Below are 12,953 nucleotides of genomic sequence, written 5' to 3'. Positions count from 1 at the left end.
GAGGTCAATTCCCCGCACTGTGGGCGTCTGCACTGTTGTTAGGCGCAGAATTGGGCGCGGAGCCAGTGATGCCGCAGCCTTTTAGAATAACGTGCTCAAGAAAGGTGGAGATGGATTCAAGATCCTCCTCTGTTAACGCATCACGGCCTAGAATACCGCCAACCTGGGCACTATATTCAGTGTAGTGCTGGGTGGCAGACCAAATTAGGAAAATCAGCCAGCGCGGGTCGACAGCATCCATTTTTCCCTGGGCAGACCATTGTCGAATGATCGCGGCACGAGAGGACACCCAATCGCGTAGCTCTCCCGCCAAATAATCACTTAAGAAGGGAGCACCGGCTAAAATTTCCGCCGCAAAAAGTTTTGAGCCTTTGGGGTAGCGCTGCCCCAGCACCATTTTAGTGCGAATAAAATCACTGAGTACTGTCGCGGGATCACTATCCGGAGTAATGTCCTCGAGCACTTCGTTCCAACGATGCATCATGCGGTTAAGCAGTCGCACATAAAGCGCTTGCTTACTGCCCATGTAGTACAAAATATTGGCTTTGGGGAGACCGGCTCGATCAGCGATCATTTGCAAGCTCGCCCCGCGGTAGCCGTGCTGAGAGAACACCTCCTCAGCGGCCAACAGAATACTTGCTTCTATTCTTTCCCGGCTAGGGCTTTCATGAGTGGCAGAGACGGCAGTCATTAACAGTATTTCCCAATAGCATGAGTGATTGTTAGCTTGAATGTTTCGTTACACACGAATGTTTGGCTGGGTGAGTGAATAGACTGGGCTGCCCCAAAAGTTAGCATTTCTCACCAGCTTGCCCCACTCCTGTGCAGTGAGCAAATACTTGCAAGGTACGGCGTTTTGTCCCAAGCTCAACCCATATTGACCGATCGGTCAGCATAATCACGGTCTATACAATTACAGTGGAGTTCGGCATGGCAACGATTGCGTTCCTGCTCAATGGTACCCCCCAGCGGTGTAACGTTTCACCCGACACCAGCATTTTAACGCTACTGCGCGAGCATTTGGCCCAAACGGGTACCAAAGAGGGCTGCGCATCGGGCGATTGCGGCGCTTGCACCGTGGCGATAGGTGAGCCAACGGCTGGCACGCAAAGCTTTACCAGCGCAAACGCCTGCATTACGCCTGCTCATCAGCTACAAGGCAGGCACTTGGTCACCGTTGAAGGGTTGTCGGAAAAAGGACGCCTACACCCAGCTCAGGAAGCGATGATCGAATGCCATGGCAGTCAGTGCGGTTTTTGCACGCCAGGTATCGTTATGTCGCTGTTCACTCTGCATAGCGATCTGACTCAACGCCCTGCTCCACTATTACGAGAACTCTCACCTGAACGTTTAGAAGCCGCCCTGGGCGGCAATTTGTGCCGCTGCACCGGCTATCGTCCTATCCGCGATGCGGCGCTGCGTATGAGTGATACGCCCTATGAGCGCCCTCAGTGGTTCGACGCGGCGTTGCCAGCGTCAGAAAGCGACACTCAGACCACCGATTTGGCTGGGACAGTGCCATTTTTTGCTCAACCAGTGTCTTTGGTGGAGCTAACGCAATTGCGTCAAGAGGCTCCCCAGGCGCGCTTGGTGGCAGGCGGTACTGATCTTTGGCTGGAAATTACTCAGCGCTTGGCGCCGCTCAATCAGTTGATTGATGTTTCTCGGGTTGCTGAACTACTAACAGTTGAAAAAGCCAACCATGCAGATCAAACCGGCTGGTGGATAGGCGCCGGGGTTACCTATACCCAGCTCGAGCCGCTGTTTGAAGAGCACTTTCCTGCATTTGCTCATCTGCTGCACCGGCTTGGCTCCCAGCAAATTCGTAATCGGGGAACGCTGGGTGGCAATATCGCCAATGCCTCCCCCATTGGTGATACGCCCCCCGTGCTACTTGCCTTGGGCGCTCAGGTGGAACTTGCCAGCATAAACGGTAAGCGTTGCTTAGCGCTGGAGGATTTTTTCCTCGATTACAAAAAAACCGCCTTGGCAGCGGATGAAGTCGTTTCGCGGATTTTCATTCCCGAGTCGGTTGAGGACAGTCAACTACGCGTCTGGAAATTATCCAAGCGTCGCGAAGATGATATCTCTGCGCTACTCGGTGCCTTTAGCTACCGCATTGAACAAGGTACCTTGCATGATGTACGCATCGCTTTTGGGGGAATGGCTGCGACGCCCAAGCGCGCGAAAGCTGCTGAAGCAGCGCTCGAAGGTTGCACCATGACGAAAGAAGCTTTTCGCGCCGCTCAGCAGGCACTCGAGGATGATTTCCAACCTATGAGTGATGTGCGGGGCAGTCAGCATTATCGCCAACAAGCCGCCAAGAATTTGCTTGAGCGTCTCTATCTTTCTCTCTCAGCGCCCGACCACGAGGTGATGCTCCATGCGTACGCTCACTAAACTGGACGGCGATAGCAGCCGTGCCCGCCGTGAACTACATGACCACATTCAAGGCTCTGGCCCCTTAGCGCGCCATACGGTAGACAGTAGTGGCCAGCGACAGGCGGGAAGCGCAAGCTTTCATGAGAGTGCCGAAAAGCACGTCACCGGCAAAGCCGCTTATATTGACGACTTGGCTCTGCCCGCCGACGCTCTCCATGTTGCGCTAGGCCTATCGCCCGTCGCCCACGGCACCTTAACGCAGCTTGACCTCAGCAAGGTGAAAGATTCGCCAGGAGTGGTCGATGTGATTACCTTTCATGAGGTGCCGGGCCATACCGATATCGGGCCGGTCTTTCCGGGCGATCCTATTTTTGTCGATCAAGAGATCAGCTACGCAGGGCAATGCCTCTTCGCCGTTGCCGCAACGTCGCTGCAGGCGGCACGCCGTGCCGTCAAGTTAGCCGCCATTAGCATCGATGAGCAGCCTGCCAGTTTAGACCCAGTGGCCGCGACGGAGCGTGAAGAGTTTGTACGCCCGACTCATGTGCAGACCCGTGGTGATTGGCAACGGACGCTTGACCAAGCTGAACAGATTGTCGAAGGCGAGCTGTTCGTCGGTGGCCAAGAGCACTTCTATCTGGAGGGCCAGGCCTGCGTGGTTCACCCCACCGAGGATGAGGGCGTTATCGTCCACACGTCCAACCAGCACCCCAGCGAAACCCAGAAGCTGGTGGCGGAGGTGCTCGATATTCCTTTCCATGCCGTGACCGTAGAAGTACGCCGTATGGGCGGTGGCTTTGGTGGTAAAGAGACACAGGCGTCTCCCTGGGCGTGTATTGCCGCGATTATTGCCCGCCGCACCGGTAAGACGGTTCGACTCCGCTTACCGCGCAGTGAAGATATGCGCGCCACGGGTAAACGCCACCCCTTCCATAACCGTTACCGGCTGGCTATTGATGCTGAAGGCGTTATTCAGGGTGGTGAGATTACGGTGATCGGTGACTGCGGCTACTCGCCGGATCTCTCCGACGCCATCGTCGATCGCGCTATGTTCCATGCCGACAACGCTTACTCGCTGGGGGATGCCCAGGTAGTCGGTCATCGAGCAAAAACCCACACCGCCTCTAATACCGCATTCCGGGGCTTTGGTGGCCCCCAAGGGATGATGATTATCGAAGCGGCCATGGATGATATTGCTCGCCAGATTGGCGAAGACCCACTGACCGTACGTAAGCGCAACTTCTACCGCGATGGCCGCGAGGTGACTCACTACGGCCAGCAGGTCGACCAGCGGCAACTCCTGCATACACTTGTTGAAACCCTCGAAAGCGACAGCGATTACTGGGCACGGCGCAAAGCGGTCAGTGACTTCAACGCCACCAGCCCTGTGATTAAAAAAGGACTGGCTCTTACCCCGGTTAAATTTGGCATTTCGTTTACCGCCCAACACCTTAATCAGGCAGGTGCCCTGCTGCATGTTTACACCGACGGCAGCGTGATGATCAATCACGGCGGTACCGAGATGGGCCAAGGGCTACATACTAAAATTTGTCAGGTGGTGGCTCGCGAGCTGGGCCTGGATCTGGAGAAGGTGCGCATTACCGCTACGCGAACCGATAAAGTTCCCAACACATCCCCTACCGCTGCCTCTAGCGGTGCTGACTTAAACGGTATGGCTGCACGGGATGCCGCCAGCAAGCTGCGAGAACGCCTGTTTGATTTTGCCGCCGCGCACTATTCAGAAGGCTTGGATCGCGAAGGAATGCGCCTGGAAGATGGCATGCTAGTGGCTGGGTTCGGCGAGAGCGAGCGCCGCATACCCTGGGGGGAGTTGGTGCAAACAGCCTACCTCAATCGCATTTCGCTATCTGAAAAAGGTTTCTACGCCACACCGCTTATTCACTACGATCGTTCAGTGGGTCAAGGCCGGCCCTTCTACTACTACGCGTTCGGCGCGGCAGTGGCAGAGGTAAGCGTGGATACCTTGAGCGGGGAGTATCAGGTAGACCGTGTCGATATATTGCATGACGTGGGAGACTCACTAAACCCGGCCATTGATATTGGCCAGGTGGAGGGCGGCTTTATTCAAGGAATGGGCTGGTTGACCAGTGAAGAGCTTAGGTGGAACGACAAAGGCGTGCTGGTCAGCGATGGGCCGGCGACCTATAAAATCCCTACCTTTGGCGATCTACCGCCTATCTTCAATGTCGCGCTACTGGAGGGGCACCCTAACTCTATGGCCAGTCTCTACCGCTCAAAAGCAGTGGGCGAGCCTCCTTTTATGTTGGGCATTTGTGTCTGGTCGGCGCTACGTGACGCACTATCAAGCCTGACTGATTACGCTACATCACCCCACTTAGATATACCGGCCACGCCGGAGCGGGTCATGCTGGCAGCCAACGCTATCAGGAAGAAAGCGCTGTGAGTTCTAGTCAAACAGAAAGCTGGCATGCGGCGCTACACCGCTTACAGCGCGACGGCATACCCCATGTACTAGCCACTCAAGTGACCAGCGCAGGCTCCACTCCCCGGGAGCCTGGCGCACGCATGGTGATCACCGACGATGATATCTTCGATACCCTAGGTGGCGGTACCTTTGAATGGCAGACCATTACCGCCGCACGCGCTTGTTTGACAGAAAAACGCTACGGCATCAGCTTGGAAGCCTTCTCTCTGGGCGGGCGAAGCGGTCAGTGCTGTGGTGGATTCGTTAATATCCTTTTGGAAGCCTTTCCAGGCACTACAACGCACATTGCGATCTTTGGTGCAGGCCACGTAGGGCAGCAAATTGTGAAGCTAAGTGCACCACTGCCCTGGCAGTTGCACTGGCACGATAGCCGTAGCGATGCGTTTGCTGAACAGCAGCAGCCGCGACTTAGCTGTTATTCACTCAAAGACGCACAGCAAAGTGTTGCCGCCTTGCCTGCTGATAGCCACGCGCTGGTATTGACGCATAACCACGACGAAGACTATGCGCTGATCAAAGCGCTGATCGAGCGCGATGACATCACATCGATTGGGCTGATTGGTTCTGACAGCAAACGGGCAAGCTTTGAAGGACGCCTTAAGCGCGATGGTTACTCCGCCGGACAAATTGCGCGGGTGCGATGCCCCATCGGGCGCATCCATGCCACTAAGCTGAGTAATAAAACGCCCTATGCGATTGCTTTAACGGTGGTGGCCGAACTGCTTTGGCTAACGGACACGCCCTCTTTTCAAGAAAACCGCGGCCTTGACTCCCAGGCAGTGCGGACGCTAATGACCGACTCTCCGACGACCCCGAGTTAATATGAATTCTTCTGCTGATACGTTTATTCGTGCCGAATTGATTAGTTTTGCCCGCGACCCTGGCGATGGCAATACGCCCGAACCAGGCAGCTTAGAGCATTACGGCGACGGGCTGCTCTGGTTGAAAGGCCAGCATATTCATGCCGTCGGCCATTTCGCTGAGCTCTCATCTTCGCTACCCAAAGGAGCTGACGTTGTCGACTATCGTGACAAGCTGATTATGCCGGGGTTTATCGATACCCACGTGCACTATGTCCAGCTGGATATCATGGCTTCTTATGGCCGCCAACTGCTTGACTGGCTAAACGACTACACCTTTCCTGAAGAGTGTCGCTTTGCTAATCATGCCCATGCTGAAGCGCTGTCTAACGCTTTTTTGGATGAAATGCTACGTGCGGGCACTACCACCGCCCAGGTATTCGGCTCTAGCCACCCTGGCTCCGTAGATGCATTTTTCACCGCCTGCCAAAAACGCCAGCTGCGCATGCTGGTGGGTAAGGTATTGATGGATCGTAATGCGCCGGAGGCGCTGCTGGACGGTGCATCAGGCATTGCTGAAAGCGAGCGACTGATTGAGGATTGGCACGGCAATGGCCGCCTGGGCTATAGCGTCACACCGCGCTTTGCGCCGACTTCAACTAAAACGCAAATGGACGCTGCCGGCGCTCTCTTACGTAATGATCCTAGCCTTTGGTTACAGACCCACTTGGCTGAAAACAGCGGTGAGTTAGATTGGGTAGCCGAGCTGTTTCCAGGCAGTCGCGATTATTTGGCCGTTTATGAGGAGGCAGGCTTAGTCGGCCCCCGTAGCACCTTCGCCCATGGCATTCATCTCGATAACGGCATGCGCAAACGCCTGGCGGATCGAGGCGCCAATATTGCCTTTTGCCCCAGCTCCAATCTTTTTCTGGGTAGCGGGTTATTCGACCGGGAAGCAGCCAAGCAAACGGGCATGGCATATACGTTTGCTAGCGATATCGGCGCAGGCACTGATTTATCGGGATTTGGCACACTTAAAGCAGCCTATCAAGTGGGTCAATTAGGCGGTCAACCCCTTACCGCATGGCAGGGGTTTTATGGCTTAACCATGGGGAATGCCAAGGCTCTTTCGCTGGATAGCCACATCGGTCAACTCGCTCCAACCCTTGAGGCTGACTTTGTGGTGATTGACACCCAGGCAACATCGCTACTCTCTCGACGAATCAATCATTGCACCACGCTTGGTGAGCGGCTGTTTGCGCTAATGATGCTGGCTGACGACCGCGCTATTTATGAAACCTGGGCGGGTGGCATTTGCCAACACCGCAGGGATAAAGCCTAAACATTGCGGCTAGCTTAATAGCTCCACCTTGGGAGGTAGCTTTAGCTCGCGACCGATGGCTACCAGCTTAGTAAATGCACCGTGGGAGGGCGCTTCAGCTCGCGATTGTTTAGGCTGTCAGCCTAATAAAACCGGGATGCCTTCGCGCGCTGAAGCGCCCTCCCACAACTAGCACTGAGTCTTGTGGCTTTGATTTGGGCCGGTAGACCACTTTTGCTTTGCCCATAAAAAAATCCCCCAAGGCATCAGCCCTGGGGGATTTTTCATAATAAGTGCCTGACTATGAGCCGGCCGGCGCTCCGGGACTTTACTCGTCTCGTCCTGAAACTCGCCCTTCGGGCCCGCTAAAGCGGTTCCCGTTTGTTCCCGACAAACGGGTTCATGGGGAGACCCCTTGTTTTTCTTTCGCGCAAACAAAAAACCCAGCCGGTTGGCTGGGTTTCTTGTTAAATAAGTGCCTGACGATGACCTACTCTCGCATGGGGAGACCCCACACTACCATCGGCGCTAAGCGGTTTCACTTCTGAGTTCGGCAAGGGATCAGGTGGTTCACGCATGCTATGGTCGTCAGGCGTAACTGTTAATGCATATCATGCTGACTGTTTTAACTAAATTGTGAGCGTCTCATTGCCTGCCGCCCTGGCAGTCTGTTGCCTGGGCCACACGCTGCGTATCCGGCATTCATTCACGTCATCATTACGACCAGACCCCTTGGGTGTTATAGGGTCAAGCCTCACGGGCCATTAGTACACGTTAGCTCAACGCCTTGCAGCGCTTCCACACCGTGCCTATCAACCAGCTGGTCTCGCTGGGCCCTTCAGGAGGCTCTAGGCCTCAGGGATGTCTCATCTTGAAGGGGGCTTCCCGCTTAGATGCTTTCAGCGGTTATCCCGTCCGACCATAGCTACCCGGCAATGCCACTGGCGTGACAACCGGAACACCAGAGGGTCGTCCACTCCGGTCCTCTCGTACTAGGAGCAGCCCTTCTCAAACATCCAACGCCCACGGCAGATAGGGACCGAACTGTCTCACGACGTTCTAAACCCAGCTCGCGTACCACTTTAAATGGCGAACAGCCATACCCTTGGGACCGACTTCAGCCCCAGGATGTGATGAGCCGACATCGAGGTGCCAAACACCGCCGTCGATGTGAACTCTTGGGCGGTATCAGCCTGTTATCCCCGGAGTACCTTTTATCCGTTGAGCGATGGCCCTTCCATACAGAACCACCGGATCACTAGAACCTGCTTTCGCACCTGCTCGACGTGTCTGTCTCGCAGTCAAGCACCCTTATGCTCTTGCACTCAATGCACGATGTCCGACCGTGCTGAGGGTACCTTCGTGCTCCTCCGTTACTCTTTAGGAGGAGACCGCCCCAGTCAAACTACCCACCACACACTGTCCTCGATCCGGATAACGGATCCTGAGTGAGAACGCCAATGATGCCAGGCTGGTATTTCAAGGTTGGCTCCGCCCGAACTGGCGTCCGAGTTTCAAAGCCTCCCAGCTATCCTACACAGGCAACATCAGCGTCCAGTGTGAAGCTATAGTAAAGGTTCACGGGGTCTTTCCGTCTAGCCGCGGGTACACCGCATCTTCACGGCGATTTCAATTTCACTGAGTCTCGGGTGGAGACAGCGTGGCCATCATTACGCCATTCGTGCAGGTCGGAACTTACCCGACAAGGAATTTCGCTACCTTAGGATCGTTATAGTTACGGCCGCCGTTTACCGGGGCTTCAATCAAGAGCTTCGCCTTGCGGCTAACACCATCATTTAACCTTCCGGCACCGGGCAGGCGTCACACCCTATACGTCCGCTTGCGCGTTAGCAGAGTGCTGTGTTTTTAATAAACAGTTGCAGCCACCTGGTATCTTCGACCGGTTCGGGCTTAGAGAGCAAGTCTCATCACCCTACGCCGGCGTGCCTTCTCCCGAAGTTACGGCACCATTTTGCCTAGTTCCTTCACCCGAGTTCTCTCAAGCGCCTTGGGATTCTCACCCTGACCACCTGTGTCGGTTTGGGGTACGGTCGCACATGATCTGAAGCTTAGAGGCTTTTCCTGGAAGCGTGGCATCAGTGACTTCCTGACCGTGGTCAGTTCATCTCGTGTCTCGGCCTTAAAGGATCCCGGATTTACCTAAGATCCAAGCCTACTCACTTTCACCAGGACAACCAACGCCTGGCTCACCTAGCCTTCTTCGTCCCCCCATCGCAACCATGTCCGGTACGGGAATATTGACCCGTTTCCCATCGACTACGCCTTTCGGCCTCGCCTTAGGGGCCGACTCACTCTGCTCCGATTAGCGTCGAACAGAAACCCTTGGTCTTCCGGCGAGGGAGTTTTTCACTCCTTTATCGTTACTCATGTCAGCATTCGCACTCGTGATACCTCCAGCGAACTTCTCAATTCACCTTCATTGGCTTACACGACGCTCCTCTACCGCGAATCCATATCGAAATATGAACTCACCCGTAGCTTCGGTACCTGGTTTAGCCCCGTTACATCTTCCGCGCAGGCCGACTCGACTAGTGAGCTATTACGCTTTCTTTAAAGGATGGCTGCTTCTAAGCCAACCTCCTAGCTGTCTGAGCCTTCCCACATCGTTTCCCACTTAACCAGGATTTCGGAATCTTAGCTGACGGTCTGGGTTGTTTCCTTTTCACGACGGACGTTAGCACCCGCCGTGTGTCTCCCACGCTCTACTCACCGGTATTCGGAGTTTGCCTCGGGTTGGTAAGTCGGGATGACCCCTAGCCGAAACAGTGCTCTACCCCGGCGGTAATACGTGAGGCGCTACCTAAATAGCTTTCGAGGAGAACCAGCTATCTCCGAGCTTGATTAGCCTTTCACTCCGATCCACAAGTCATCCAAATCTTTTTCAACAGATCCTGGTTCGGGCCTCCAGTTGATGTTACTCAACCTTCACCCTGCTCATGGATAGATCGCTCGGTTTCGGGTCTATATCCAGCGACTGTGTCGCCCAGTTAAGACTCGGTTTCCCTACGGCTCCCCTATACGGTTAACCTCGCCACTGAATATAAGTCGCTGACCCATTATACAAAAGGTACGCAGTCACAGAACAAGTCTGCTCCTACTGCTTGTACGCACACGGTTTCAGGATCTATTTCACTCCCCTCTCCGGGGTTCTTTTCGCCTTTCCCTCACGGTACTGGTTCACTATCGGTCAGTCAGGAGTATTTAGCCTTGGAGGATGAATTCCCCGTCTTCAGTCAAGGTTTCTCGTGCCCCGACCTACTCGATTTCACATGATCAGATTTTCGACTACGGGGCTATCACCCGCTACGGCCAGACTTCCCAATCTGTTCGCCTAATCATTCACATGCTTAAGGGCTGAATTCACGTTCGCTCGCCGCTACTAGGGGAATCTCGGTTGATTTCTTTTCCTCAGGGTACTTAGATGTTTCAGTTCCCTGGTTCGCCTCTTACACCTATGTATTCAGTGTAAGATACTGACCTTATGGCCAGTGGGTTTCCCCATTCAGAAATGTCCGGGTCACAGGTTGTTGCCACCTCACCGAACCTTATCGCAGGCTACCACGTCTTTCATCGCCTCTGACTGCCTAGGCATCCACCGTGTGCGCTTAATTGCTTGACCCTATAACCCGAAGGAGTCTGGGGTTCGCAATAATCACGTTTCATTTTGCCGGATACGCTGACGCGTATCACAATTTAGAAGCACTTCTTGCGAAGTGTTCTTGTCAGCATGATATACATTGTTAAAGAGCAGCTGTTCAATGAACAGTGATAAAGCAGTGTGCGATAACTAAAACAACAGCACAGTGACTTATCAGTGGTCACGAAACATTCACAAACGGTATTGAAGGTTAAACAGGCTAGTAATGTAATGGTGGAGCCAAGCGGGATCGAACCGCTGACCTCCTGCGTGCAAGGCAGGCGCTCTCCCAGCTGAGCTATGGCCCCATCTAGTAGTCACTCTTCGTCACAGTCACCTCTGGCCAATTTTATTTAGCGCAAGGCATTTTATGACGACGCATAGCCTGCTATGCGAGTTATAAAATAACGCAGCGATAGATAAAATTTGGTGGATCTGGGCAGACTTGAACTGCCGACCTCACCCTTATCAGGGGTGCGCTCTAACCAACTGAGCTACAGACCCAAGAGGGGATCGTGCTTTTACCGTTTGCTCTATATCTGATCAGGTAATTCATTGTGGACGCTTACCGACTGTGACGCATCGGTTAAGGAGGTGATCCAGCCGCAGGTTCCCCTACGGCTACCTTGTTACGACTTCACCCCAGTCATGAACCACACCGTGGTGATCGCCCTCTTGCGTTAGGCTAACCACTTCTGGTGCAGTCCACTCCCATGGTGTGACGGGCGGTGTGTACAAGGCCGGGAACGTATTCACCGTGACATTCTGATTCACGATTACTAGCGATTCCGACTTCACGGAGTCGAGTTGCAGACTCCGATCCGGACTGAGACCGGCTTTAAGGGATTCGCTGACTCTCGCGAGCTCGCAGCCCTTTGTACCGGCCATTGTAGCACGTGTGTAGCCCTACCCGTAAGGGCCATGATGACTTGACGTCGTCCCCACCTTCCTCCGGTTTGTCACCGGCAGTCTCCTTAGAGTTCCCGACATTACTCGCTGGCAAATAAGGACAAGGGTTGCGCTCGTTACGGGACTTAACCCAACATTTCACAACACGAGCTGACGACAGCCATGCAGCACCTGTCTTACAGTTCCCGAAGGCACACCAGAATCTCTTCCGGCTTCTGTAGATGTCAAGGGTAGGTAAGGTTCTTCGCGTTGCATCGAATTAAACCACATGCTCCACCGCTTGTGCGGGCCCCCGTCAATTCATTTGAGTTTTAACCTTGCGGCCGTACTCCCCAGGCGGTCGACTTATCGCGTTAACTTCGCCACAAAGTGCTCTAGGCACCCAACGGCTGGTCGACATCGTTTACGGCGTGGACTACCAGGGTATCTAATCCTGTTTGCTACCCACGCTTTCGCACCTCAGTGTCAGTGTCAGTCCAGAAGGCCGCCTTCGCCACTGGTATTCCTCCCGATCTCTACGCATTTCACCGCTACACCGGGAATTCTACCTTCCTCTCCTGCACTCTAGCCTGACAGTTCCGGATGCCGTTCCCAGGTTGAGCCCGGGGCTTTCACAACCGGCTTATCAAGCCACCTACGCGCGCTTTACGCCCAGTAATTCCGATTAACGCTTGCACCCTCCGTATTACCGCGGCTGCTGGCACGGAGTTAGCCGGTGCTTCTTCTGCGAGTGATGTCTTTCCTAATGGGTATTAACCACTAGGCGTTCTTCCTCGCTGAAAGTGCTTTACAACCCGAGGGCCTTCTTCACACACGCGGCATGGCTGGATCAGGGTTCCCCCCATTGTCCAATATTCCCCACTGCTGCCTCCCGTAGGAGTTCGGGCCGTGTCTCAGTCCCGATGTGGCTGATCATCCTCTCAGACCAGCTACGGATCGTTGCCTTGGTGAGCCATTACCTCACCAACTAGCTAATCCGACATAGGCTCATCCAATAGCGGGAGCCGGAGCCCCCTTTCTCCCGTAGGACGTATGCGGTATTAGCCTGGGTTTCCCCAGGTTATCCCCCACTACCGGGCAGATTCCTATGCATTACTCACCCGTCCGCCGCTCGTCAGCATCTAGCAAGCTAGATCTGTTACCGCTCGACTTGCATGTGTTAGGCCTGCCGCCAGCGTTCAATCTGAGCCATGATCAAACTCTTCAGTTTAAGATCTATGTGATCCTTACATGTCACCCGAAGGCAACAAAAGCGGATCAAACTTGGCTCAAGGTTCAAACGAATTCATTCAAAACAGATTCCAAAGGACGAATCCTTTAAAACCTTATTGCTTGAGTCGCTTGCCTTGATATTGGGTGATTTGTCACCAACATCAGCAAGCGCCCACATGAATTACCTGATCAAATTGTTAAGAG

General features: G+C 54.2%; 5 protein-coding genes, 2 tRNA genes and 3 rRNA genes. 4 read left to right on the top strand and 6 right to left on the bottom strand.

The genetic code is table 11. The features are described 5' to 3' along the window. Positions 1–4 precede the first annotated feature (4 nt). The gene (locus KF947_RS00050; protein ID WP_133732914.1) at positions 5–691 is read right to left on the bottom strand and encodes a TetR family transcriptional regulator C-terminal domain-containing protein; all 687 of its coding nucleotides are present in this window, start codon (positions 689–691) and stop codon (positions 5–7) included. Between the two features lie 239 nt (positions 692–930). Here KF947_RS00050 and xdhA point away from each other — a divergent pair, with 239 nt between their 5' ends. Genes xdhA through guaD form a run of 4 tightly spaced genes read left to right on the top strand, consistent with a single transcriptional unit; the run spans position 931 to position 6,991 of the window. Continuing rightward, positions 931–2,400, top strand: a complete 1,470-nt coding sequence (gene xdhA / locus KF947_RS00045; protein WP_133732915.1) for a xanthine dehydrogenase small subunit — start codon at positions 931–933, stop codon at positions 2,398–2,400. Beyond that, entirely contained in the window at positions 2,384–4,807 is a 2,424-nt protein-coding gene (gene xdhB / locus KF947_RS00040) for a xanthine dehydrogenase molybdopterin binding subunit (protein WP_227405133.1), read from the top strand. The genes xdhA and xdhB overlap by 17 nt, the downstream gene beginning before the upstream one ends. Continuing rightward, on the top strand, positions 4,804–5,670 hold the full coding sequence (gene xdhC, locus KF947_RS00035) for a xanthine dehydrogenase accessory protein XdhC (protein ID WP_227405132.1): 867 nt from the start codon (positions 4,804–4,806) through the stop codon (positions 5,668–5,670). The genes xdhB and xdhC overlap by 4 nt, the downstream gene beginning before the upstream one ends. Before the next feature lies 1 nt (position 5,671). After that, positions 5,672–6,991: a guanine deaminase gene (guaD, locus tag KF947_RS00030; protein ID WP_227405131.1), complete on the top strand. Its 1,320-nt coding sequence runs from the start codon at positions 5,672–5,674 to the stop codon at positions 6,989–6,991. Between the two features lie 456 nt (positions 6,992–7,447). Here guaD and rrf read toward each other — a convergent pair. The 5 genes from rrf to KF947_RS00005 all read right to left on the bottom strand — a co-directional run bounded on the left by rrf (position 7,448) and on the right by KF947_RS00005 (position 12,747). Further along, positions 7,448–7,563: ribosomal RNA gene (rrf, locus tag KF947_RS00025) — 5S ribosomal RNA — on the bottom strand. Positions 7,564–7,713: 150 nt separating this feature from the next. Beyond that, positions 7,714–10,610 (bottom strand): 23S ribosomal RNA (locus KF947_RS00020). A gap of 250 nt (positions 10,611–10,860) precedes the next feature. Further along, positions 10,861–10,936: transfer RNA gene (locus tag KF947_RS00015), tRNA-Ala, on the bottom strand. 119 nt (positions 10,937–11,055) lie between these two features. After that, positions 11,056–11,132: transfer RNA gene (locus tag KF947_RS00010), tRNA-Ile, on the bottom strand. Between the two features lie 83 nt (positions 11,133–11,215). Then, positions 11,216–12,747, bottom strand: a 16S ribosomal RNA gene (locus KF947_RS00005). The 16S, 23S and 5S rRNA genes sit together here with 2 tRNA genes alongside, the layout of an rRNA operon. Between the last annotated feature and the right edge of the window lie 206 nt (positions 12,748–12,953).

Origin of the sequence: Halomonas sp. FeN2 (assembly GCF_020595105.1) — a bacterium.
GTDB classification, from domain to species: Bacteria; Pseudomonadota; Gammaproteobacteria; order Pseudomonadales; family Halomonadaceae; genus Vreelandella; species Vreelandella neptunia.
Note: the sequence above shows the minus strand (reverse complement) of the source record. Positions and strands in the feature narration are given on the sequence as shown.

Coding starts and splice junctions, on each gene's coding strand:
- xdhA (WP_133732915.1), top strand. CDS start 931: ATGGCAACGATTGCGTTCCTGCTCAATGGTACCCCCCAGCGGTGTAAC.
- guaD (WP_227405131.1), top strand. CDS start 5,672: ATGAATTCTTCTGCTGATACGTTTATTCGTGCCGAATTGATTAGTTTT.
- xdhB (WP_227405133.1), top strand. CDS start 2,384: ATGCGTACGCTCACTAAACTGGACGGCGATAGCAGCCGTGCCCGCCGT.
- KF947_RS00050 (WP_133732914.1), bottom strand. CDS start 691: ATGACTGCCGTCTCTGCCACTCATGAAAGCCCTAGCCGGGAAAGAATA.